Source organism: Enterobacter sp. 01-M-02-SI-ECC (genome assembly GCF_047530595.1).
In the GTDB taxonomy this organism is placed as follows: domain Bacteria; phylum Pseudomonadota; class Gammaproteobacteria; order Enterobacterales; family Enterobacteriaceae; genus Enterobacter; species Enterobacter cloacae_M.
The window spans coordinates 3068-25281 of the sequence record NZ_JBLKCZ010000016.1 but is presented as its reverse complement, the minus strand read 5'-3'; the positions used below and the strand labels follow the sequence as shown (position 1 = coordinate 25281).

Sequence of the window (22214 nt, the reverse complement as noted above, 5' to 3'; positions counted from 1 at the left end):
CGGGCGTCAGCGCGAAAAAAGATGATATATTGGCGATCTTTGCTGCTACCTCGCGTGATAGTTATGAAAGTCTCTTTCCAGATTAAGCTGTTTATTTCGCTGGTTGCCTTTTTCTCGGTGCTTTTCGCGCTGCTGGGCGGATATTATTATGCCGACGTCGGGAAACAGCTTTATCAGGAAATGAGTACGCGTGCCAAAATACAGGCTGAAGAGATTGCGCTTATTCCGACATTGCGTAATGAAGTTGAACAAAAGAATATCAACGCCATCCATGATTTTATGCAGAAGATTTCTGCGCACAGTGACGCCAGCTTTATTGTGATTGGTGATAATAAAGGGCAGCATCTTTTTCACTCCGTATTTGCCGACAGAGTGGGCACAACCCTGGTTGGCGGAGACAATGAAGCCGTGTTGCAGGGTAAAAGCACCACCACCATCCGCAAAGGCGGGCTGGGCATTTCGCTGCGCAGTAAAGCCCCCATCTTCAACGCCGCCGGACAGGTGGTCGGCATTGTTTCGGTAGGCTATCTCACCAGCTACCTTGATACCATTACCGTCAGTAAGGTGGTCAATATCCTGATTGCCGCCGTGCTGCTGCTGATCGCTCTCTTTATCTTCTCCTGGTTCTTTACCCGCAGCATCAAGAAGCAGATCTTCTCCCTTGAGCCGCGCGAGATCGGCCTGCTGGTGCGCCAGCAGAAGGCGATGATGGAGTCTATTTATGAAGGGGTGATTGCCATTGACGATCGGCGGCGGATTGAAGTCATCAACCAGGCGGCGCGCAAGCTGCTGGGTCTGAGCCAGCCGGCCCGCGAGCTGCGCGGACAGCTGATAAGCCAGGTGATCGATCCGGTCCCGTTCTTCGACATGCAGACGATGCTGGCGAAAGATACCCATGACGAGATTTGCCGTTTTAACGATCTCACGGTGATTGCCAGCCGGGTGCACATCATGCTTGAGGGGTCGCTGCAGGGCTGGGTGATCACCTTCCGTGATCGCAACGAGATCGACTCGCTGAGCGCCCAGCTCAGCCAGGTAAAACGCTATGTCGATAACCTGCGCATTATGCGTCATGAGCAGTTAAACAGGATGACCACCCTCTCCGGCCTGCTGCACATGGGCCGCTACGAGGAAGCCATTGGCTACATTCAGGCGCAGTCGGAGCATGCTCAGGAGCTGCTGGACTTCATCTCTTCGCGCTTCTGCTCCCCGACCCTGTGCGGCCTGCTGCTCGGGAAAGCCGCCCGCGCGCGGGAGAAAGGCGTCGAGCTCAGTTTCGACCCGGCCTGTCGGCTGGACAGGCCGTTCCAGCCCCTTGGGGAGCAAGAGCTGATTTCAATTATTGGCAACCTGCTGGATAACGCCATCGAAGCAACGCAGCGATCGCCGCTTCCCCACGCGCCGGTAGAAGTGCTGATCAAACTCAGTGAACAGGAGCTGATTATTGAAGTCGCCGACCAGGGCGTTGGCATTACACCGGCGATCCGTGACCGGATCTTTGAACGCGGCATCACCACCAAAACGCGCGGCGATCATGGGATTGGCCTGTATCTGATCGAAAGCTACGTCACACAGGCTGGCGGCGCGATAGAAGTTGCCGATAATACCCCGCGCGGCGCCATTTTCTCCTTGTTTATCCCGGCCACGGGAACCGCCCGGCAACTGGAAGACACCGACTATGCAACATGAACTTATCGACGTACTGATTGTTGAAGACGAGAACGAACTGGCACAGCTGCACGCGGAGCTGATAGGCAAACATCCGCGTCTGAGGCTGGTAGGCATTGCCTCGTCGCTGGCTGCGGCCCAGGCAGAGCTTGAAAGCAAACAACCGCAGCTGATGCTGCTGGATAACTACCTGCCGGACGGTAAAGGCATCTCGCTTATCAATAACCCCATGCTGGCCCGCGCCAACTGCTCGGTGATTTTTATTACTGCCGCCAGCGATATGGACACCTGCAGCCAGGCGATTCGCAACGGCGCGTTCGACTACATCCTCAAACCCGTCTCCTGGAAGCGGCTCAGCCAGTCGCTGGAGCGGTTCGTGCAGTTTGCCGAACAGCAGCGCGTCTGGAAGATTGTCGACCAGCAGAACGTGGATTCGCTGTATCAGCTTCAGGCGAAAAACTACCGCCAGGACAACGGCAGTAAAGGCATTGAGGAAAATACGCTGGCGCGGGTGCAGTCACTGTTTAACGATAAGGCAACGCACTGCTTTACCGTGGATGAGGTGGTGAGCGAGACGGGATTAAGCAAAACGACCACCCGGCGCTATCTGGAGCACTGCGTGGAGGCGGGTTTTCTGACGGTGGAGATGCTGTATGGCAAGATTGGGCATCCGAGGAGGATGTACAAGCGTAGTGCGGTTTGATGAAACGTTCCCCCTCACCCCGGCCCTCTCCCCAAAGGGGCGAGGGTGAAAAGACAGCACCGTGCGATCCCCTCTCCCCTTTGGGGAGAGGGTTAGGGTGAGGGGGGCTACCTTAATACATACCCATACAGCCGCTTAATCCCGTCGGCATCCTTCTCGCTGTAAACTCCCTGCAGCTCCGGCGAGAAGCCCGGCAGCAGGTTGACGCCCTCCTCCAGCGCCAGGAAGTAACGCTGTACCGCCCCGCCCCAGACTTCACCCGGCACCACGCACAGCACGCCCGGCGGATAGGGCAGCGCCCCTTCGGCAGCAATGCGCCCTGCGGCATCCCGAATGCGAACCAGCTCCACGTCACCGCGAATATAGGCCCGGTTAGCATCCTGCGGGTTCATCACCACCTCAGGCAGACTCTCCTTGCGGAACATCGCCTTCTGCAGATCCTTCACGTCAAAGCTGACGTAGAGATCGTGCATCTCCTGGCACAGCTGGCGGAGGGTGTAATCCCGGTAGCGCACCGGGTATTTCTGGAAGATCGTCGGCAGCACGTCCGCCAGCGGCGTGTCGTCTTCAATATGCTGTTCGAACTGGCCCAGCATCGCCACCAGCTGCGCCAGCTTCTCGCTGCTTTCGGCAGGCGTTAGCAGGAACAGGATCGAGTTGAGGTCGCATTTCTCCGGCACGATGCCGTTTTCGCGCAGGTAGTGCGCCAGAATCGTCGCCGGGATCCCGAAATCCGTGTACTCTCCGGTTTCAGCATCGATACCCGGCGTGGTCAGCAGGAGCTTGCACGGGTCGACAAAGTACTGCTCGCGGGCATAGCCCTCAAAGCCGTGCCATTTGGCCCCCGGCTCAAAGCTGAAGAAGCGCAGCTCGCTGGCAATGGCGTGCGTCGGATGATCCTGCCACGGCCGCCCCGCCACCACCGGCGGGATAAACGGTTTGATCATATGACAGTTCGCAATGATCGCCTTGCGCGCCTCAATCCCCAGCTCGACGCACTCCGCCCACAGCCTGCGTCCGCTTTCCCCTTCGTGGATCTTGGCATTCACATCCAGCGCGGCGAACAGCGGATAAAACGGGCTGGTGGAGGCGTGCAGCATAAACGCGTTGTTCAGCCGCTTGTGCGGGCAGAAACGCGCCTGACCGCGAATGTGGTTATCCTTTTTATGGATCTGCGACGTTTGCGAGAATCCGGCCTGCTGTTTGTGCACCGACTGGGTCACGAAAATCCCCGGATCGTTCTCGTTCAATTCCAGCAAGAGCGGGGACGTTTCCGCCATCATTGGAATAAACTGCTCGTAGCCCACCCAGGCGGAGTCAAAGAGGATGTAGTCGCACAGATGACCGATCTTGTCGATCACCTGGCGGGCGTTGTAGATCGTCCCGTCGTAGGTGCCAAGCTGAATGATCGCCAGGCGGAACGGACGCGCCTCGTCGGCCTTTTCCGGCGCCGCCTCGCGGATAAGATCCCGCAGATAGGCATCGTCAAAGCAGTGGTCGTCAATCCCGCCAATAAAGCCAAACGGGTTACGCGCGGCCTCAAGATAAACCGGCGTGGCGCCCGCCTGGATCAGCGCCCCGTGGTGGTTAGACTTATGGTTATTGCGGTCGAACAGCACCAGGTCGCCGCGGGTCAGCAGCGCGTTGGTCACCACCTTGTTTGCCGCTGACGTGCCGTTCAGCACGAAGTAGGTTTTGTCCGCATTGAACACTTTTGCCGCGAACTTTTGCGCGTGCTTGGCGGACCCTTCGTGGATCAGCAGATCGCCCAGCTTCACGTCGGCGTTGCACATGTCGGCGCGAAACACGTTTTCACCGAAGAAATCATAGAACTGTCGCCCTGCCGGGTGTTTTTTGAAAAAGGCCCCGTGCTGGTGGCCCGGACAGGCGAAAGTGCTGTTGCCCATCTCCACATACTGGCTCAGGGTGTCGAAAAAAGGCGGCAGCAGATTCTCTTCGTAGCGGCTGGCAGCGGTCTCCAGTTCCAGAAACTCCTGAGCTTTACCCGAGATAACCGCGCTGGCGCCGTCGGGTACGTCCGTAGGCTCCTGCGAGAAAATAAACACCGGTAGCTGAAAGCCCGTGCGTTTCAGCAGTGCAAGAATGCCGCTGCGACTTTCAGCTGTTGTGATGACGACGGCCGCCACATCGGTAAAATCAGTGCTGTCCAGCGTCATCTTTTCGCGGTGCGTAGACACAGTTGAAAGCAGCTCGCGGCTGACGGCAATTTTCATGGTTTTCATAGGCGCAGTTACCCTCACCGGGCGGTGAGACAGGGAGGAGAAAATTCGCGCAATAATGTCACCTTTTATTTTGAGGTGCAAGAAGGAATCAGTATGCACCAAATCAACCAAAGCTAAGGCCCGCGCAGCCCTGCCGTGCCATAATAATGCAATATCAATGATTAAATAACAGGAGTTAACTTTGGTTATCGGGCCATTTATTAACGCAGGCGCCGTATTGCTGGGCGGCGTACTCGGCGCCGTGCTGAGCCAGCGGTTGCCGGAGCGTATTCGCACCTCCATGCCCTCAATATTCGGCCTGGCATCGTTAGGGATCGGTATTCTTCTCGTGATCAAATGCGCCAACCTGCCGGTGATGGTGCTGGCCACCCTGCTCGGCGCGCTGATTGGCGAATTTTGCTATCTGGAAAAAGGCATTAACAGCGCGGTGAGTAAAGCCAAAAACCTGATTGCCCGACCGGGCGGCAAGGCGAAACACGGCACGCACGAGTCGTTTATTCAAAACTATGTCGCCATCATCATTCTGTTTTGCGCCAGCGGCACCGGGATTTTCGGTTCAATGCAGGAGGGGATGACCGGCGACCCAAGCATATTGATTGCGAAAGCGTTCCTTGATTTCTTCACCGCCACCATTTTCGCCACAACCCTTGGCGTCGCCGTGGCGGCGATTAGCGTCCCGATGCTGCTTATTCAACTCGCGCTCGCGACCTGCGCCACGTTGATTCTCCCGCTAACCACGCCGGCGATGATGGCAGACTTCACCGCCGTCGGCGGCCTGCTGCTGTTGGCTACCGGGCTGCGCATCTGTGGGATCAAGATGTTTGCCGTGGTGAACATGCTGCCCGCACTGCTGCTCGCCATGCCGCTCTCCGCACTCTGGACGCACTTTTTCGCTTAAGGATGCGGCGAAATGGTGAGAGATTGCGCAGTCTGTAACGAAAACAACATTTTTCGTTGACGCCACGGGGCAGATCGGGTTTAATGCGCCCCGTTGCCCGGATAGCTCAGTCGGTAGAGCAGGGGATTGAAAATCCCCGTGTCCTTGGTTCGATTCCGAGTCCGGGCACCACTTCTTCAGAGCCTGTTCGTTAAGAGATGAGATCCTTAACGGGCAAGACAGCAGTCCCCAGACGGCATGATGATGGTACTTGTGTTACCGCATCAGTTGAACACGGGACTTAAATCCAGAGGATGTTGCTACCATCCTCTGGATTTCTCACGTCCACAATTTACTTCACGAACGTATTTACCCTCAGATCTTCCCTGTGTCAATCTTTTGTAAAGCAAACATCCCTTTTTTTTCCATTTTTAATTTCATCAACTTAGATTTAACTTAAGATTAGTCTTATGCAGCATCCAGCTCCTCCAGCATGTCCCGTACCTTATCCAGGTCACTTTCAACATACTCCAGCGTGACCGCCGGTGTTGAATGACCCAGCAGGTCCTGTGCCATCTTCAGGTTACGATCCGGCAAACGCATCAGGTTAGTCGCGATGGTGTGTCGGAACCTGTGCGGACTGACTGTAAAACCGCATTCTCGTGAAAGCCGTCTGAAAAATGCACGCAACGGCGGATAATCCATGTTGCTACTGATTTCATTCTTCCGGCCATCAAAGCGAGAAAGATTAAACAACTGGTCCTGCATCTTCGCGCCACGCTCAAGGGAAAGGTTATAGAGCCTTTCAAGTCTGGGGCGGAGGTTTTCAGTAATCGGAACCCGGTGCTCCTTATGGTTCTTGGAACCCTCAGGCCGGAGATTAATCCAGCGGTGCTCAAAATTTACATCCTCCAGGCGAATGTGCAGCAGCTGGTTCTGGCGCATTCCTGTCCTCCGCAATGCATCCAGTACCGTTAGCCAGAACCATGCTGGCCGTAAGGCGCTTTTTCTTAACTCCATCATACCAATCCGTTCATCCTCTTCCCTTGCCAGCATATGCAGATAAATTTTATTCATCTGCACATCAGTCAGTGTTTTTTTGCGTTTGACATCGGGTCGGGTGATTACGCCGTTGAAAGGGTTTTCCCTCATCGTTACAAGCCCATTAACGATGGCGTGATTAAATATAGCGCGCATATGAGTCACTTTATTATTCCATGTCGTTCTGCTCAGTCCTTCCTCATGGATAATTTTTCGGCGCCACGTTAAAACCAGCGTTTTATCAACCTGCTCAGGTGAAATACCTTTCCCGCTAAAGGAAATGAATGATCTGACTACCTTCCTGTAGCTCCACTCCGTAGCCGGGCGCAAAGATTTACTGAAAAAATAATCATCCAGCACTTCTTCAAATGCATTGTTCATATTCACCTCGTATATTGTTATTCTGATTTAAACAATAGTATTAATTTCTTCGTGCAAGCCATACGCTGTCCGGTGGACAGGTTCCTTTTCTGTAAATAATGTCAGCACTCAGCATGTATCCTGACATTTTGGTGTAACGACCGCTTTTGTCCGGCGTATCGTATTTATGGTAATGCCAGAGGCCTTTACCATTTCGTGAATAATGAACGTTCAGAGCTTCAAAGCTTTTTTGTAACTCTGATTTATCCAGTGACTCGTTTGTATTCAGCGATAAATATTTAAAAAAACACTCAGGTGAAACAATGAATACAAACTGAGCCAGAATATGTGCAAAACTCTCACCCTCATTGACACTAACCGTACCGTCAAGGATTGAGGATTTCAGCCAGTCCAGAAACTTTTCTCCTGGAGTGCCAGATTCCATCCCGACCAGCGAAGGCTCTTCAGAAGAAGTAGTTTCAACCTTCTCTTCAACAACAGGAGCACCAGAGCCCGACATCTGGTCAAGCACATTAAGAAGTTCTGCGGTTGATACCGACTCATCCGTGACAGTTTCATCACCTGTTCGTTCATCGGATGACTGTGTATCATGATTATCAAATGCCGAAAGCAACGTAACCTGACCGGTAACATCCTTAGCAGCATAATCACCTGTCTGGTTAGTATCGTAACCTATTGAAGCATTGTTAATTGGCTCTGGAACCGGTGTTATATTTTTGTGACTGGACGTTTGATGCATATCGTCGTCTATTAAATTTGGGATATTGTTTGTTCTGGATTCTTCCTCCCCTTCCTCCCCTGTGGTGATCACCTTATCGCTTTCAGAGGGGCTTGCTGTACCAGAAACGGTTCCTGATTTATTGGCAACGCTGGCAAGCGCATCGCTGATGATGCTGTTGAGAATTCCAGACTGAGCTTTTTGTCCGCTGAGATACAAAAATAGCGCACCTGAAATCGCCGGCCAGCGTTGAAGCCAGATAGCCGCAGCATCCGGGATGAGTTTACTGGCAATGTACATGCCGTTCATTGAAGCCGTTCTCCCCTGCCGGGGACGCACCCGCCAGTTTGCACCGGGTATTTCCATCCCCGGACACCAGGCTTTTCCGTTCGCCAGGCTCCCTTCAATCTGCGACAACCAGTCAAGATGATGAAAAAGCCCAGCCCAGAACACTGCGCATATCCAGGCAGGCCCCTGCTCTGCCTGCTCCTCAGGCGTCGCTCCCGGAGGTAACATCATACCGCGTACCAGCCTCACGGCACTTGCGGCCACGGATAAACTGAGGTCAGTAAAGCTCCCTGGTGTGGAGAACGGCCCCGCCCAGGCTGCCGGTACTTCCTGAACCCGAGCAGCCATTTGCTCTAAGGGTTTTAGCCAGAATTCGTCAAAGGCTGACTGTGACAGTGGGCAATTTTCCCGCAACATCCGGACGATCTTCTGTCGCTCCGCAGTTCCCAGTAACAACTGACCGGACCGTACGTTCCTGAACCCTCCCGCTTGTACCGGCTGCACGGATGGCCTTACTGAGTGTTCCGTTCCGACTGCCAGCCCAAGGCCTGTTAACCATTTCAGTCCACGCATAACCACCCCATAACCAGATTCCGAATTGACGCTACGCTATGGAGACGGTTGTATTTTGCAAGTCAAAAGCCTTAGTTCCTGATTAAACAAAACGAACTTGCATTAATCCTTAAAGGCCGGTTCACAGTTTTCAGATGAAGATAATTAATCAGCATGCTTCCTTAAGCGCCATCAGAAATCTGAGGGAAGCGACAGGAATGCAAAGATTAGTGGTCTCTGGAATTATCCTCTGCTGGGGTCTTGCGAGTTACGGGCTCATCGCTCTGATTACGGGGTATCAGGATGGGATGGTGTATCTCTGGGGGCTTGTTTTGCTATCCCCTTTTTCTCTGAGAGTGGTGAACTGGATGCAGCGCAAACTCATCAACCAGCCCTGCATCCTGAGCTATCATAAGCGCAGCTCAAGGATATTCGTGCATCTGTCGCCAAGCCAGCCAACCGTCAGTATTTCATCCGAACGTGTGGTCTGGTTCTGGAATGGAGTGCTAACCAGTATAGAGGACGCTCTCAGTGGTAAAGAAAACACCATCGTGATTGCCTCCCATCTCCTGACCTCTTATCGAATTAAACGTATCAGAAGGCATCTTCAGATTCAGGCCGGACATTACCGAAGCCATGTCATACATGTCCCCTTCACACCCGCTGCTCGTGCAGTTATGCAACTGGAAATTCTTCTTGCACAGTGGCGCTGGCGTGTACCGTCCAGAGCGTTATGGCCCGTTCTTGTCATACGAAAAACTTTCAATCCGAAAAAATAATTTCCCCTGTTTTGATTATTCACCTGTTGTCACACTGGCTACATCAATGTAGTCGATCTGAACGATCGATTTTCATCGTTATACATCCACTCTGGTGCGCGGTAACGTATCCACAGTGGATACAATAATTAATAACTTAAGTCGAATTAATGTATTAGCCAACACCGGGAAATTATATGAACCGTCTGAACATCACCTCCATCCTTGCCAGTATCATCACTGAACGGGATGAAAATATGCAGCAGCTGGTAGCCCAGCTTTCGGACGGAAAGAAAACGTCTGGCAGCCCTATTGCAATACGTTTTAAACCAGCTGTCAGGGATTTCGTCACACTGGTATCAGGACGCCTGGGTATTTCATCAGCTGAACTGGTCAATATTCTCGTCGAGGGTATCATGCGCGAGACGCTTATCCCCCGACAGGCTGTGATCACACATATCCACGAACGGTTCTGGCTGCTGATGGATGAACACCGCCTGTCGGTACTGGACGTGGCTCGCCTGCTCTCGGACTGGAATATCGGTCTGAGCGTTCTGGAAAGCCGTGAAAGAACGATGGATTACTTAACTGCACCTTTGCTGAAACAGCTATCTGACTGGTTCTGTGTAAGTACCAGATGGCTGGAAGGAAGTGATCCCCGGCCAGTGTACCTGACCGCATTCAGCGAATGGATGCAGGTTGCCATGATAATTAAAAAAAGAATTCAGGAATATACATCTGACGACAACCTGACCCGTCCTGACATATTCCTGGTCAAAGAGAATCAATACACCTCAGGAGATATCAAAAACGAATCCGGACATGTTTTCATTTTTATTCGTCGCTATAAAACCGTTAATAACTCAACAATTCGTGTAGTTGAATGTATCGGACATTGTCCATCTTCAGGTGCTTATAAAACACAACTTAATTCATTCCTGAGCATGAGCAACATTCTCTTCAGGACGAATATTCTCAACAGCTTCGACACATTTTATGCATCCGGTTATTTACTGCATGCGCTGAGAGAAGGAAAGATACTTCCGGCCGCTGCACTGTGGGAGATTCAGAAACTTCAACGAACAGAGTCAGGTAAGTTTTCTCAAAACATTTGGACCGAAGAGGAAAGAGAACCTTTTCTTTTCCCTGAGGAATTTATAACACCAGAATGGAGTAAATTTGTTAGCCAAATAACAGCCCTCAATATTAAGTGAAATAACTAGTCAGACACATTGTTTTATTGGTGCGCCAGCGCCAGGGGATTTTTTTGCCTTAAACACCATAAACGACAAAGGATATAAATGATGAAAGCTTCAATTTCAATGATTACACGCTGCGTTTCCCTTGCTCTTCTGGTTTCCGCAGCGCCGTCGGTTAATGCTGCGACGAACTGGATGGAGGCACGCGGTGATGCTATGGGTGGCACCGGCGTGGCATCCGCGCACTACGGTACAGCTGCTCTGTCTAACCCTGCTCTGTTAACTACGTCCGGACCAACCGATGATTTCAGCCTGGTGCTGCCATCGGTGGGCGCCCAGGTCTCTGACCCGGATAAAACCGTGGATAAAGCGGATGATGTTAAGGACCTCTGGGATCGTTTCGACAGCGCCGTCGCTAATCAGTCCGGTGTCAGCGAAAGCGCCGCGGCACTCAAGAGTAAGCTTCAGGATTTGAAAAACACACATGCGAACGGCCAGGTCGGGGCTTCAGTTATTGCAACTGTGCCGAACCAGACACTACCGTTCGCCGTTGTGGTGAAATCATGGGGTACTGTCTCTGTCGATGGTAAGGTCAGCGATCACGACCTGGAATACCTCGACAAAGTCGCCGATGGCACAATCCCCCCTTCTGCAGTGGATACTGACTCACTTACGTCAAGAGCCTACGGTCGTGCGGCTGTGATCACCGATGTCGGCGTGGCCATGGCGCATGAGTTCGAAACTACAGGACATGCCTGGTCCTTTGGTATCACACCAAAATACCAGCGCGTTGACCTGTTTAACTACAACGTTTCCGTCAGTAATTTTGACAAAAACGACATTGACTCCAGCGAGTACCGCAATACCAAAACCGGTTTTAACGCCGACGTCGGTCTGTCCACAAACCTGAACGACAACTGGACTCTCGGTCTGGCCGTACAAAATATCATCCCCCGCTCAATCGATACCAAAGAAGTAAATGGTGAAAAGGGAACGTTCAAGATTAAACCGCAGGCCACTGCCGGCGCCTCATGGCACAACAGCTTCATCACAACCGCGCTCGATGTCGACCTGACTGAAGCGAGTGGTTTCACCAGTGATAATAAGCGTCAGTTTGCAAGTCTGGGTGCCGAGATTAATGCCTGGAACTGGATGCAGGTGCGCGCGGGTTACCGCCAGAACATGGCTTCCGGAGAAGGCAATGCTTTCACTGCCGGCCTGGGGTTCTCTCCGTTTGATGTGGTTCACCTGGATATCACGGGCATCGCAGGCACTGATCGTACCTACGGGGCGGTTGCACAACTTCAATTCACTTTCTGATCCAGCAAAATGAAGGGGCTGTTTACTGACAGCCCTGGAAGTCCTCAGGAGAACACTATGAAAAAACTCATTCTTTGCTCAGGTATCTCTTTTGTACTTATGGCTCTTGCGGGGTGTAGCCAGAACCAGCTCAATCAATTTCAGCGACAACTGTCTGATGTCAGCACAATGATATCACCTGGAGAGCAGCATACTTCTGACAAACAGGCTGAACGTAATGAGATTACCCAGGCATTCAGCCTGCCAGTCGGCGTAGATACTGCTGCACTACGCCTGAAGCAACATTATGGTTTTCCCTCAGATGAAGATGTTTCAGCAGCAAGAAACAATGGCCAGGGAAATGCTGGCTGGTCAGCATCGGCAATTTCGGAAGGTGCCAGTTGGTCAGCCCAACCTGGGTCTTATTATCGAATGAGCCGGAACTGGGCAGCTAATGATCGTCTGACAATAGAAGTCACAGGCGATGCTAAACGCAGCAACGTGACCGCAATTTATCGTTCCTCCAATCCGGAGCATCTTAAACCTGAATGGACCGCGCGCCTGTGGAAACAAATTCCGGAAGTCGCAGGCGGTACGAAGGTTAGTCGGGAGGTTGGGCAATGAGCAAGTCACCTTCTACACGGCCGCAGGAGACTGATATGTCCAGTTTACCAACTGGTGAAAATATCAAAGCCATTGAAAAGCTAATTAGCGATGCCTCAGAGGTTATTGCAAAACGCGAGCGCTCAGTCAGACGTGCAGAACGAAATCTGGAAATAGCCGAAGACCACCTTGCAGACCTGGAAAATCAGAGAGATGAACTCGTCATAGCGAGCTGGGGAGATGCTCCCAATTGGCATGGAATATTTTGTATGAGTGAGGATGCCTCAACTACCATGCGAGCATACCGTGATAAATGGGTCGGTACGATCGCAGGTCTGCGTCTGACTGCCTTCGGCAATATTTATACCGGACAGTCAGTTTACGGGATCGGTTTCACAACAAAGTCTGAAGAAGAACTGGAGCAAACAATCCAGATGGTGGAGTTTGTTCTGCCGTACCTTATTGCTGATGAGCGAAAAGAAAAATCATTAATGATTTATAACTACCCCGCGGTGGACTGCTGCCACAGCTTCGTTTTTAATATCGAAACAGGTACATATGGCATAGCCACAGATCGCTTTATGTCACGTCAGGAAACGATGGAGTTTCCCTCACTGGAATTCGCACTTCGTCACCTCCAGGCAAACACCTTAATAGACGATGTAGATAAACTGAAAAGCCTGAACGATGAGGTGACGGAATGAAAGATGTGTACTGGGTAGTCGAAGCCAACGGGAAGGAAATTGGCGCTATGACACTGGATGAGTTTGAATACATCCACAAGTCCGTGAAGGCAAACTGGATGAACAGGATCGTTGCCGTTATCAGGTTTTTCTTTTTCCCTGCATATAAGAAAACAGGCCTGTACTGGCCTGAAATTGAAGAGGAAGTAAAAGCACTTTTGCAGGTCAGAACTGATGCTCAGCTAACCATTAAATTCGTTCGCGGAGAAATGCCAACTCAGATAAGACTACTATAACGGCCAGTAGCAAGATGCTGCCCCTTCAACCATTCAATCCCTGTACCCAATGAAAAAGCCCCCGGGAGGGAGCTTTTTATTATTCAGGCGGCCTGATTCAGGACATGACGTAAACGACCGGGCCAGTTGCCCTGGTAATGCGCAAACGTATGCAACACACGACGGCGTTCATCGCAAAGAGAGTTGCCAATAACCACTTCACCTGGCACTCCACACAGCGTTAACTGAATATAAGCCATCCCCGCAGCCAGCGGATCGATATCAGTAGCTGAAACCCACAAATACCGGTGTGGTGAATAACCGGCATCGCGCAGCACAGTGGCAAATGCGAGCGCCATACATCCCGCGCCACAGGCTGGCTCCGCCAGGGTAATAAAAGGCTTGTCCGCAAAATTATCAGCAACGTTGCCGAGCTGCATGCGCGCCATCATGATGCCCACATCCCATGGGGTAAAAAACTGACCACGATATTTATCACCCAGTTCAAGCTGCATGAAAACCTGTCCAAGAAAATCCCCCGATGAATCATCCAGCCCATTGACAACATGGGCCAGCAATTCTGCCATACGGACTACATCCTTCTTTTCATAACGTGCAACTATGCGCAGATATTTCTGCTCCCGCTTTTCGCAGAAACTGAGGGCATTCTGAAGAGCAATAACGCTGCAACTGATGAAGTCTTCAAAAACCTGATGTCGATGGTGATAACGAGCAGTCTGGTTGAAAAGCGAAATGAACGCCTTTTCATGGTTTATTAGATTTTTCATGCATGTCTCCTTTAACAGGAAACACGCCCCTGACAGGGAAACAGTGTTTCCCGTCAGGGTGAAAAAAAGCCACAACAAGTGTTGTGGCCAGTATGTTGAACCGGTTAGCCCGGGTTATCCTGGTTTAGTGTCAGGCCCGAATGCTCCCGTATTGTGCCGCTGGCGCCGCATATGGCGTTACCGCTGTGGTTTCCGTAGAGACAAGGTACATTCTTGCTGTTTCACCGTTGCTCAGTTGCTGCATTTCTTCCGGCCAGGGGCCACTGTCAACGTGATCACCGCGGTCAAAACAGTTATATCCGGAAAAACCTTCATCCACTGATTTCCAGTAATGACGGATCTCACAGTCAAACAGCTCTGACATCTCACCCATAACCTCTCCAGATGGCGGGTACCAGGGGGTATCGAACGTCAGTAATATCGTGCCCAGTGATTCACGGCTCCAGTTGGCTTTATGACCAGCCGGGAACTCCACACCATACAGCTGCGTGTAAAGATCTGCAGTTGTGTTAAGCCCCCGGAACAAACCACTGTTACCGTTCAACTCAGTTGCAAGACGTGACGGCATTATCATCAGCATATCGCAGGGACAACTCGCGGCCGGCATTATACTGAGCCATTCCCAACGCTCCTGCGGATCGAACTGTTCCCCGAAGCTGGCAACACCAAACCAGTCAGCATAGTGAACAGCCATCAACTGGGACATTATCTGGCGCGATGAAACGGGAATACTCTCCCATTTAAGTGTTTCCAGGCCGGACTGAACCCAGATCTTCTCCATACGTGCAATAGTAGCGCTGTCGAGCCACGCATCCTTTTCCATTAATTCCAGGAAATGCTGGAACGCCTGGTTTGCCGAAGTAGAAGCCCCCGTACCGGCGGCCGTAAGCATCGGATAAGCAGTAAACTCTGTCGCTTTTGTTGGCTTAAGTATCCCGGCACATCCAGCAAGAAACAGCTTTATGGCCTGCCGTATGGCATGTCGATAACGCGGAGTTTCAGTGCCGGCAATCCAGGACTGCATCACGTCAATACAAACAGATTTCGCAGTGATTTCCAGACGGTTTTTGCACCATGAAAACATAGTTATTACTCCTCTTTAGTTTAGACAGAGGGCATCTCCCTGAGGAGATACCCTCAGGGGATGCTGATGGCCAGGGCCATCAAGTTTATTGTTAAGCAGCCTTGTTCTGTTCCGGTTGTCGGTTCAGTGGCTGCAGTAAAAATTCCGACGCTTCCCGGGCAAACCGGCAGGCGCGGAAAAAGGCTTTTTTATCGTCACGAAGTACCTTCAGCCAACTGGCCAGATAGCTTTCATGCTGAACATCACCGTAAATACCCAGCTCTGCACAAAGAAAAGCACTGCCGGTTTCGGCAATAAGCTCCTCAAAGGCGTAAACCGGATCACCGAATTTTCGCGAAGAAGATGTTATCCCTTCACGGCTAAGGCGGCGGCTGTGGCCGGTTGCATGAACCAGTTCATGCAGTAGTGTGGACCAATAATCAGCTTCAGAATTAAACTGCGAAGTCGTAGGCATCACAATTCGATCGGTTGATGGCTGATAATACGCCCGGTTTTGTCGGTACGATGTGCAAACCACACCGGTTGCATTCAGTACTGACAGTACCTGCTCCTGTTGTTGTTCACTGAGTATGGAATGCCGCTCCTCTTCTGCCTCTGTTGGCGGCATGCCGGCAACAGCATCCGGCAGTCCATCACACTGGGCGACATTGAAAAGTTGCAGCGGCTTCAGCATTGCAAGCGACTCCATGACGGGATTACCGTCTTTATCGAACAGCTTGTTATCGTTGCCATCCGTCGCCTGTTTCTCAAACGGTTTGTAGATGATGGCCATCGAGCTGGTTTCACCCTTACGCACCTGACCACCCACGGCTTTCGCCTGCTGGTATGTCAGCCATCGATCGGATGAAAATCCCCGCTCTTCAGCAGTCATCCACAGCAAGGGTATATTCACTCCGCTGTAATGGCGGCCGGTTGTGGCATTGACCGGTAACGCGCTGCCATGTACGTTCTGTGCAGAACGCCACGGCCGGCGCCACGGTGGAACCCCTTTTTCCAGGGCGGCAATGATTTTGTCGGTGACCTGCTGGTAAAGATCGGCTTTCTGAGCCGGCGCGGCCTTACGGCCGCGAATGGATTTGTTCATAAGGATGCAACCTGTAAAAAAGGGCGCATCCTCCCCGGGGCGGAAGAATGCGCCACCGGGAGTGGAAAAAAGTCAGAGATAGTCAGTAATACAACCTAGCGGCGGGTTCCCGCGTAACGGAAAGAGCCATCAGACATCACCTCGCTGACGCTGCTGCGTACGCTGCGAACCGCACTCTCAAACATCGTGCGATCAGCCGGTTTTGCCCGTTTACAGTCGAGACGGATTACCCTGTCAAGCACAGACAGCGCCTGTGAGCGCCAGCTCAGACGTTCCGCATTCCCTACACAGGCAGGTAAATGCCGGAGAGACTGATCGTAGAGCCAGCGAATATTGCTGCGATATTCCTCCACCAGGACATACACCTTTTCTGGCGGACGGGTCTCCTTACGAATTGTCATACCAGTCCCCAGTGGACCGGCCGATGGCATCATAAAAAGATCGTGGTGTTCGTTCAGAACGGCGTCGAATTTGCTCTGCTCCATAAAGGTCTGAAAAGCGTATTCCTTCTCGGGAATTAACAGGTCTGCATTTTCAGACCAGTTTGCATCTTTCGAGGGATTACAACCTTCCGCCCATGCCCTGAGCCATTCGCCGGGGTTTCGGTCATCCGGAACCCGGATGTATATACCAAGGTTCTTTTCAAGCAGCAGTGGCCTTTGCATACCGCCCTGCTGTGATAAAAGAGGGCGTAATTCGGTTGAGGTAAAGCGAATCATCAGGACTCCTTAAATTAATAAGGAGGAGACCTCCCCTGGAGGGAAGGTCCCTCCGGGAAGTGTTAATCAGTCAGAACTGATTCAGTCGAAACGGTAACGCAGCCAGGCCATCTGCTGCGCCATCTGCCGTCCCGCCCGTAAAGCCTTACGTGCGGAGGCAAACTGACCGGCGCTGGCCAGTTGCTGATACTGCCAGTCACGCGAACTGTAGCCCGTTCTGCGTGAAATGATGGCGGTAAAACCCCCTTCAGACTGAACGACCTCGGCGCGGAAACTGCTGTGACCGCTACGGTTGGTGAACCATTCGGCCTGCTGCTGCCGCATTGCTTCTGAAATGCGGCTGAGGACGCGCGTGGTATGGGTGATAAACAACAGTATTATACTGCTCATGATTTTCTCCTTAGTTAATGCGGAGAAAACCATCACCGCAGATGCAGGGAGGTTGTCCCCGCATGGGTTGGTACATCAGTTATAAGCTGGCTTCATTCAGAAAACACAACCACCTCCGTATGGAGAAAGTCCCCATAGGGTTCAGTGCTTCACGTCAGAAATCAGCATCGCTGCGTTCCATAGACAGAAAGGCCTCTTCGTCTTTGACTGCGCTTTTGTAGAAATATGTCCAGGCTTCTTTATCAATACCTTCTGCCATGCGGCAGAGGTCGTTAAAGAATGCCTCCCATGATCCCGGTATAAGTTTTCGAACATACAGTTCAGCCAGTTCCCGGGCAACAGAAGCCATATCCCAGACGTAATACGGAAAGCCGTCTTCATCTGTCCCGGTATTTAGGTCAAGGCGGCGAAGCGCTGCGATACTCAGCAGCTCGCCTTCCGCTTTAGCCAGTGCAACTTTGTGAGCATTACGCTCGCTGGCATGGATGTGAAAATCTTCGGTGAGAATTAACTCGTTCATAAAGGATTCCTTAAAGAGTTGTGGAATCCTGTCCCTGACTGGGACAGAAGTCCCGTTAGGGTGAGAGAATCTTCGACTAATAAGGCCGTCAGGCGATGTCTGAGAAATGGGCGCTCTGATAAAACATTTCGCGCAATTGCTCTGTAGCTTCGTCCAGCTCTTTTTCCTCGCGAGACCTGGTTACGCCCTGAAGAAAAGCTGTACTCCAGTGAAAACTGTGAACATCTGTCCCCAGAAGCGTAAGCTCGCTCACTGCTTCTTCGACAAAGGTATGTTTTATGAAGCCATGCTCAGTTGCAAAACCAACTGTATGCGCGACATGTCTGAGAAAAGTCAGGTAATCAGGAAGGCCGTCAGCAGGAACCTGAGGATCTGCGTCGACCATGAGTTTGTTATCCAGACGAACGTTAAGCTGAGTTTTTACGTAATCCATAATGATTTTTGCAGAAGCGGGTGAGTCACAACTCAGTAACGCGAGCGGATTGATCATTCTGGTGTAATGCATGGGTACGATTCCTTATGAAAAAAGGGAACCGTCCCAAAGGGAAAGTATCCCTCAGGGTGAGAATCAGGCCAAAAATGCCGGATGAGTAAATCAGGTGTTTGGTAGTGTGAAGTGAAGTAGAAAAGGACCTTAACCTGTAATCAGGTTCCTGTTTGCAAAGGTTAAACAGGTTTGAACCGCCCGAAAGCGCCATCTCTCAGGTTATAATGGCATTGGCATGTGATTACCCGAAGGCGCCTGTCTCAAATCACTCAGGCATTGGCAGTTGTCAGAGACAACGTTAGCAAATTAAGCGTACACAATTCCCGCACCTCAGGCAATAGTGTCAACGCAAAGATCTTTCCACATTATGGTTTGAACCAGGACGATGAAGCCCTTAACGGGAAAGTCACTACTGCTGAGAATATCCTGAGAAAATGTGTCATGTTTAAATTGACCAGAAAAAAGGATCATATTTTTACATTTCATGAGCGTTTTCTTTTTCTCTCAGTGATTTCCTGAAAGTTTCAGACAGTGCGCCACGGATGAAATACAGACAGGCATCAGTACGGGTAAATTTGTCGCCGTAATGCGCATGAGCCTCCTGTGAACAGGCCACCTCGTAATGCCCCCTGTCGATAATACGTGAAATCCTTTCCTTCCATCCCAAAAACACACGACCAATAACCAAATCCTCACCAGAAACAAAAATGCTTTTACTCATTACCCTCTACCTTATTATAAACACGAGCCACGTAATGTCCCCTGCCATCGCCATGTCCCAAATCCATTGATGCCAGAGCCTGTGCCTCTTCTTTAGTGAAGCCTCTTTTCATATGATAATTCATGACATCAACAGAGTAGGCATAGCGTAAACTATGAGGCGCATATTTTCCTGTTAATCCGGACTCACGGACAACATTGCGATAACGTTCAATAGCCGTATGTAATGATGGCTTATCAATCAACTTTCCATTATTTTCATTCAAGTGTTTAAGGGACGCATTTATTGCAGCCAGAGTTGACTCACGATCTAATACCGTTGTATCTCTTGGTCGTCCTCCTTTTGTCCCAAATACAACACGTATTTTTTCGTCACCATTGAGTAAAGCTTTTTGCCAGGTACGCAGCGATTTAGCAGACTGTACTGTTTCTTCTGTTCTTAACCCGAGCAATCTGGATAATCTCATTGCACATGCAACGCCATCATCCTTTTGCTCTACACTCGTCAATACCTGCCGAAAATAAGCATCGGGAATAGCCACCTTAGTTCCATCCCGGCTCGTTTCTGAAATACCCAGAGCCTGATTGCTCAGTTTTTCATGAGAAGGATTTGCCATGAATGTTTTCCCCGCAACACGTAACAAAGCCCGGATAGCTGCCATTTCGTTCTGAAGTGTGCGTCTGGAAATATCTTCTGAAAGGCGGCTCTTCATATACAACTCGATATGCCCCGTCTTGATATTTTTAATATCTCTGATTTGAACATTAAGTTTTAATAAACGTTCGGCAAACCTGTCCGCAATTTTCATTCGGTCAGAAACGGTTTTAAAACTTCCCCCTGCCTGCCTGGCAAGCGTTTTAAGATTTTTATTCAGTTTTGCCATAAACAACCCTCCATTTAAACAGGTGTCAGTGCTTTTCCGTCTGCGTGAACGGAAAAGCACTGACACCGGCTGCGCCACAGCTACAGACGATGAATTTCACCCCGACGGCACGGTTTATGGTTGCGCTTCCTGCGTCTCGACAGATATCTGTGCATCGGGGCGGCGAAATGTTGAGTTATTGCGAAGCTCCCCAGGTCTCTGACCTGTTCGCGGTTTGCACCGGGCTGAAATTAATCAGTCTGCTTCCACACACCAGTATGTTGACTGGTGTCGCCATCGATATCGTGTCGATTTTCTCCTTTCAGAATGAAGTCCTTACCCATTTTTACGGAAAAGACGTTTGGTTGATAAATGAACAAGCAGTGAATGAAGTACGTTTTTAAGGCCCTTAAAACCTTTAAGTACGTGTTGGTCAGTTGGTAAAAAAGTTGTCGAAATGGCAGTGCGTCAGCTCTGCCAGTTATGCGCTGCGCGCGTCACTTGGTACTCGTTTCACTCGTGCACAAGTGACGCCGCGCTCCTCTGCTCTCAATGCAGTCGTGGAAGATGCCCAAATGTTCCAAATGGTCATACCCACGCCGCAAAGTTCGCAACGGCAAGCAGCGTCATAAAGAGTGAAAACGATAAGAAAATTGCGGCCAGACAACGGCTACAAGACGTATCTGAAAGACAGATACAGAAGTGAAAGGGACCTTCATCGCCAGATTCAAACTGTATGCGATCTTCGTTTTCAAAGGTTAAACGAAGTTACCGCCCGAAGGCGCCACCTCTCAGGTCACGGTGGCATTGGCATGGCGATCACCCGAAGGCGCCTCTCTCAGATCGCCGAGGCATTGGCATGTTGCATACAACGCAACGGTATAACGAGTAAGATATTAGATCGGAGCGTGATCCTTTATCAAGTTTTTAACTGTGGCTTATGTAATCTGGTTGCGACGTGCACCTCAGATCCTAAAACATTGATTACCAGAACACCAACAACCAGTCTAAAAAACCATATTAAGACTATATTTTAACAAATGGCACGAAATCTCTGGAGTTTAAAGAACTACTCTATTTCCTGTTTTAAATGCTCAATAAATGTTCTAGTGAGTGGGTTGATATATCTTGATTGTTTTTCAATCGCATATAAATAATGCGATACCCCTGAGTGATAATCAGGCAAAATATGAACCAAAGCTCCTTCTGCAATATAAGCAGCAGCCAGATAGTCTGGAAGGCAAGACACTCCCTGGTGATTTAGTAAAACATTCAGTAATGTCAGACTTGAATTTGATGTAATCGCTGACTCTACCGGAACCAAAACTTCCCCATTAGTTCCTGAAAATATCCAGTTATCATGGTATGCCATCACCGGATTAGTTATACAGCGATGATGGGTTAAGTCGGCAGGTGTTTGTATTTGTGGCTTTCCTTTAAGATATTGAGGAGAACAACAATATATCCAGTTAATCATATCAAGATAAATATGACTATCTGACTCATTGAGTTTTTTTGTAATTCTAAGCACCATATCAAAATTAGTTTCTGATAAGTTAATAATATTATCATTGAGGTCAACATGAAATTTCACTTGCGGAAATTTCGTCTGATAAGACATAATATACTCAGGAAGAATCTTTGAGCCATAAGCAACTGAACAGGATAATCTAAGATGCCCCTCAGGTTCGGAGAAACTACGCACCTGTGAAAACATATCTTCGCAATCCTGCAATAGCAGGATTGCGCGGTTAAAAACTGCTTCGCCATGCTCAGTAAGAAAAACATTCCGTGTTGTTCTTCTTATGAGTAATTTCCCCAGTTGCTCCTCCAGTTTAGACAGACTTTTGCTGACTGCTGAACGAGAAAGGCCAAGTTCTTTGGCTGCTTTCGTAAAACTTCCCGTTTCGATTATCCTGACAAATACACTTAGTTGATTTAATGTACCTGAGCTTAGCATGTTATTCTCCTTCGAATCATAAAAAATGAGTTTAACAAATATTAATGATGACGCTCTTCCGTTATTATGATCTATTACACATAAAAATGATAAAAGCACTAACCTATAAATTAGGTTTCCAACAATTCAACAATGCGTTGATTATTATTCACCAAACTACGGGCTTATGCAATCTCGGTCACAAAATAAGGTTTAAGTATTAGCGGAAATAAAAACCATGTGGTTATGTAAAAAGCGAAGATGTTTCTTGTTTAACTAACATAATGGTAACATCATGAATAGCAGCTCTGAAATTTCCGTAAGAATTACGC

At 50.0% G+C, this 22214-nt stretch carries 23 protein-coding genes and 1 tRNA gene; 11 read left to right on the top strand and 13 right to left on the bottom strand.

The features are described 5' to 3' along the window. The first annotated feature begins 63 nt into the window (after positions 1–63). Positions 64–1689, top strand: coding sequence for a sensor histidine kinase (locus ACMWLG_RS18075; RefSeq protein ID WP_045403941.1), 1626 nt, complete (start codon positions 64–66; stop codon positions 1687–1689). Continuing rightward, on the top strand, positions 1679–2371 hold the full coding sequence (locus tag ACMWLG_RS18070) for a response regulator (RefSeq protein ID WP_045403943.1): 693 nt from the start codon (positions 1679–1681) through the stop codon (positions 2369–2371). The genes ACMWLG_RS18075 and ACMWLG_RS18070 overlap by 11 nt, the downstream gene beginning before the upstream one ends. Positions 2372–2478: 107 nt before the next feature. On the opposite strand, the gene ACMWLG_RS18065 is transcribed toward ACMWLG_RS18070, so the two are convergent. Continuing rightward, positions 2479–4614 (bottom strand): ornithine decarboxylase, encoded by a 2136-nt coding sequence (locus ACMWLG_RS18065; RefSeq protein ID WP_045619865.1) that lies wholly within the window; start codon positions 4612–4614, stop codon positions 2479–2481. A gap of 181 nt (positions 4615–4795) precedes the next feature. Here ACMWLG_RS18065 and ACMWLG_RS18060 point away from each other — a divergent pair, with 181 nt between their 5' ends. Continuing rightward, positions 4796–5512: a DUF554 domain-containing protein gene (locus tag ACMWLG_RS18060; RefSeq protein ID WP_023309150.1), complete on the top strand. Its 717-nt coding sequence runs from the start codon at positions 4796–4798 to the stop codon at positions 5510–5512. A 95-nt stretch (positions 5513–5607) separates the two neighbouring features. Continuing rightward, a tRNA-Phe gene (locus tag ACMWLG_RS18055) sits at positions 5608–5683 on the top strand. A gap of 276 nt (positions 5684–5959) precedes the next feature. On the opposite strand, the gene ACMWLG_RS18050 is transcribed toward ACMWLG_RS18055, so the two are convergent. Together ACMWLG_RS18050 and ACMWLG_RS18045 are read right to left on the bottom strand one after the other, a co-directional pair. Continuing rightward, positions 5960–6913 (bottom strand): tyrosine-type recombinase/integrase, encoded by a 954-nt coding sequence (locus ACMWLG_RS18050; RefSeq protein ID WP_001057703.1) that lies wholly within the window; start codon positions 6911–6913, stop codon positions 5960–5962. A 40-nt stretch (positions 6914–6953) separates the two neighbouring features. After that, complete coding sequence (locus tag ACMWLG_RS18045) at positions 6954–8492, bottom strand: TraI domain-containing protein (protein WP_414763017.1); 1539 nt, start codon at positions 8490–8492, stop codon at positions 6954–6956. Between the two features lie 197 nt (positions 8493–8689). On the opposite strand from ACMWLG_RS18045, the gene ACMWLG_RS18040 reads away from it, so the two are divergent. The 6 genes from ACMWLG_RS18040 (at position 8690) to ACMWLG_RS18015 (ending at position 13309) form a co-directional block, all read left to right on the top strand. After that, on the top strand, positions 8690–9250 hold the full coding sequence (locus ACMWLG_RS18040) for a pili assembly chaperone (protein ID WP_231533171.1): 561 nt from the start codon (positions 8690–8692) through the stop codon (positions 9248–9250). Between the two features lie 176 nt (positions 9251–9426). Beyond that, the gene (locus ACMWLG_RS18035) at positions 9427–10443 is read left to right on the top strand and encodes a hypothetical protein (protein ID WP_231533169.1); all 1017 of its coding nucleotides are present in this window, start codon (positions 9427–9429) and stop codon (positions 10441–10443) included. Between the two features lie 108 nt (positions 10444–10551). Then, positions 10552–11748, top strand: a complete 1197-nt coding sequence (locus ACMWLG_RS18030; RefSeq protein WP_231533201.1) for a conjugal transfer protein TraF — start codon at positions 10552–10554, stop codon at positions 11746–11748. Positions 11749–11805: 57 nt separating this feature from the next. Then, positions 11806–12351 carry a hypothetical protein gene (locus tag ACMWLG_RS18025; protein ID WP_152043833.1) on the top strand — a complete coding sequence of 182 codons (546 nt, stop codon included), beginning with the start codon at positions 11806–11808 and terminating at the stop codon, positions 12349–12351. A gap of 35 nt (positions 12352–12386) precedes the next feature. Continuing rightward, the gene (locus ACMWLG_RS18020) at positions 12387–13034 is read left to right on the top strand and encodes a hypothetical protein (RefSeq protein WP_231533168.1); all 648 of its coding nucleotides are present in this window, start codon (positions 12387–12389) and stop codon (positions 13032–13034) included. Next, positions 13031–13309 carry a hypothetical protein gene (locus tag ACMWLG_RS18015; RefSeq protein ID WP_231533166.1) on the top strand — a complete coding sequence of 93 codons (279 nt, stop codon included), beginning with the start codon at positions 13031–13033 and terminating at the stop codon, positions 13307–13309. Before ACMWLG_RS18020 ends, ACMWLG_RS18015 begins: the two co-directional genes overlap by 4 nt. An 83-nt stretch (positions 13310–13392) precedes the next feature. Here the strand turns inward: ACMWLG_RS18015 and ACMWLG_RS18010 are convergent, their stop codons facing one another. From ACMWLG_RS18010 to ACMWLG_RS17970, 9 genes are all read right to left on the bottom strand, one after another. Continuing rightward, positions 13393–14076 carry an SAM-dependent DNA methyltransferase gene (locus ACMWLG_RS18010; protein ID WP_231533164.1) on the bottom strand — a complete coding sequence of 228 codons (684 nt, stop codon included), beginning with the start codon at positions 14074–14076 and terminating at the stop codon, positions 13393–13395. Between the two features lie 130 nt (positions 14077–14206). Beyond that, positions 14207–15160 carry a DUF1281 domain-containing protein gene (locus tag ACMWLG_RS18005; protein WP_000493293.1) on the bottom strand — a complete coding sequence of 318 codons (954 nt, stop codon included), beginning with the start codon at positions 15158–15160 and terminating at the stop codon, positions 14207–14209. A gap of 91 nt (positions 15161–15251) precedes the next feature. Next, a complete protein-coding gene (locus ACMWLG_RS18000) occupies positions 15252–16244 on the bottom strand; it encodes an ArdC family protein (RefSeq protein ID WP_231533162.1) in 993 nt (330 codons plus the stop codon). Positions 16245–16339: 95 nt separating this feature from the next. Further along, positions 16340–16963 carry a hypothetical protein gene (locus ACMWLG_RS17995; protein WP_058799376.1) on the bottom strand — a complete coding sequence of 208 codons (624 nt, stop codon included), beginning with the start codon at positions 16961–16963 and terminating at the stop codon, positions 16340–16342. An 81-nt stretch (positions 16964–17044) separates the two neighbouring features. After that, a complete protein-coding gene (locus ACMWLG_RS17990; protein WP_032676630.1) occupies positions 17045–17353 on the bottom strand; it encodes a hypothetical protein in 309 nt (102 codons plus the stop codon). A gap of 154 nt (positions 17354–17507) precedes the next feature. Continuing rightward, the gene (locus tag ACMWLG_RS17985; RefSeq protein ID WP_219838444.1) at positions 17508–17873 is read right to left on the bottom strand and encodes a hypothetical protein; all 366 of its coding nucleotides are present in this window, start codon (positions 17871–17873) and stop codon (positions 17508–17510) included. A gap of 88 nt (positions 17874–17961) precedes the next feature. Further along, a complete protein-coding gene (locus ACMWLG_RS17980) occupies positions 17962–18378 on the bottom strand; it encodes a hypothetical protein (RefSeq protein ID WP_231533161.1) in 417 nt (138 codons plus the stop codon). A gap of 457 nt (positions 18379–18835) precedes the next feature. Further along, complete coding sequence (locus ACMWLG_RS17975) at positions 18836–19081, bottom strand: hypothetical protein (RefSeq protein ID WP_219838446.1); 246 nt, start codon at positions 19079–19081, stop codon at positions 18836–18838. Continuing rightward, positions 19074–19964 (bottom strand): integrase domain-containing protein, encoded by an 891-nt coding sequence (locus tag ACMWLG_RS17970; RefSeq protein ID WP_001096463.1) that lies wholly within the window; start codon positions 19962–19964, stop codon positions 19074–19076. The genes ACMWLG_RS17975 and ACMWLG_RS17970 overlap by 8 nt, the downstream gene beginning before the upstream one ends. An 89-nt stretch (positions 19965–20053) precedes the next feature. Between ACMWLG_RS17970 and ACMWLG_RS17965 the strand changes: the two genes are divergently transcribed. Further along, on the top strand, positions 20054–20347 hold the full coding sequence (locus ACMWLG_RS17965; protein WP_231533160.1) for a hypothetical protein: 294 nt from the start codon (positions 20054–20056) through the stop codon (positions 20345–20347). A gap of 665 nt (positions 20348–21012) precedes the next feature. Here the strand turns inward: ACMWLG_RS17965 and ACMWLG_RS17960 are convergent. Further along, a complete protein-coding gene (locus ACMWLG_RS17960; protein ID WP_231533158.1) occupies positions 21013–21903 on the bottom strand; it encodes a LysR family transcriptional regulator in 891 nt (296 codons plus the stop codon). Between the last annotated feature and the right edge of the window lie 311 nt (positions 21904–22214).

Coding starts and splice junctions, on each gene's coding strand:
- ACMWLG_RS18075 (WP_045403941.1), top strand. CDS start 64: ATGAAAGTCTCTTTCCAGATTAAGCTGTTTATTTCGCTGGTTGCCTTT.
- ACMWLG_RS18070 (WP_045403943.1), top strand. CDS start 1,679: ATGCAACATGAACTTATCGACGTACTGATTGTTGAAGACGAGAACGAA.
- ACMWLG_RS18065 (WP_045619865.1), bottom strand. CDS start 4,614: ATGAAAACCATGAAAATTGCCGTCAGCCGCGAGCTGCTTTCAACTGTG.
- ACMWLG_RS18050 (WP_001057703.1), bottom strand. CDS start 6,913: ATGAACAATGCATTTGAAGAAGTGCTGGATGATTATTTTTTCAGTAAA.
- ACMWLG_RS18045 (WP_414763017.1), bottom strand. CDS start 8,492: ATGCGTGGACTGAAATGGTTAACAGGCCTTGGGCTGGCAGTCGGAACG.
- ACMWLG_RS18040 (WP_231533171.1), top strand. CDS start 8,690: ATGCAAAGATTAGTGGTCTCTGGAATTATCCTCTGCTGGGGTCTTGCG.
- ACMWLG_RS18035 (WP_231533169.1), top strand. CDS start 9,427: ATGAACCGTCTGAACATCACCTCCATCCTTGCCAGTATCATCACTGAA.
- ACMWLG_RS18030 (WP_231533201.1), top strand. CDS start 10,552: ATGATTACACGCTGCGTTTCCCTTGCTCTTCTGGTTTCCGCAGCGCCG.
- ACMWLG_RS18025 (WP_152043833.1), top strand. CDS start 11,806: ATGAAAAAACTCATTCTTTGCTCAGGTATCTCTTTTGTACTTATGGCT.
- ACMWLG_RS18020 (WP_231533168.1), top strand. CDS start 12,387: ATGTCCAGTTTACCAACTGGTGAAAATATCAAAGCCATTGAAAAGCTA.
- ACMWLG_RS18015 (WP_231533166.1), top strand. CDS start 13,031: ATGAAAGATGTGTACTGGGTAGTCGAAGCCAACGGGAAGGAAATTGGC.
- ACMWLG_RS18010 (WP_231533164.1), bottom strand. CDS start 14,076: ATGAAAAATCTAATAAACCATGAAAAGGCGTTCATTTCGCTTTTCAAC.
- ACMWLG_RS18005 (WP_000493293.1), bottom strand. CDS start 15,160: ATGTTTTCATGGTGCAAAAACCGTCTGGAAATCACTGCGAAATCTGTT.
- ACMWLG_RS18000 (WP_231533162.1), bottom strand. CDS start 16,244: ATGAACAAATCCATTCGCGGCCGTAAGGCCGCGCCGGCTCAGAAAGCC.
- ACMWLG_RS17995 (WP_058799376.1), bottom strand. CDS start 16,963: ATGATTCGCTTTACCTCAACCGAATTACGCCCTCTTTTATCACAGCAG.
- ACMWLG_RS17990 (WP_032676630.1), bottom strand. CDS start 17,353: ATGAGCAGTATAATACTGTTGTTTATCACCCATACCACGCGCGTCCTC.
- ACMWLG_RS17985 (WP_219838444.1), bottom strand. CDS start 17,873: ATGAACGAGTTAATTCTCACCGAAGATTTTCACATCCATGCCAGCGAG.
- ACMWLG_RS17980 (WP_231533161.1), bottom strand. CDS start 18,378: ATGCATTACACCAGAATGATCAATCCGCTCGCGTTACTGAGTTGTGAC.
- ACMWLG_RS17975 (WP_219838446.1), bottom strand. CDS start 19,081: ATGAGTAAAAGCATTTTTGTTTCTGGTGAGGATTTGGTTATTGGTCGT.
- ACMWLG_RS17970 (WP_001096463.1), bottom strand. CDS start 19,964: ATGGCAAAACTGAATAAAAATCTTAAAACGCTTGCCAGGCAGGCAGGG.
- ACMWLG_RS17965 (WP_231533160.1), top strand. CDS start 20,054: ATGAATTTCACCCCGACGGCACGGTTTATGGTTGCGCTTCCTGCGTCT.
- ACMWLG_RS17960 (WP_231533158.1), bottom strand. CDS start 21,903: ATGCTAAGCTCAGGTACATTAAATCAACTAAGTGTATTTGTCAGGATA.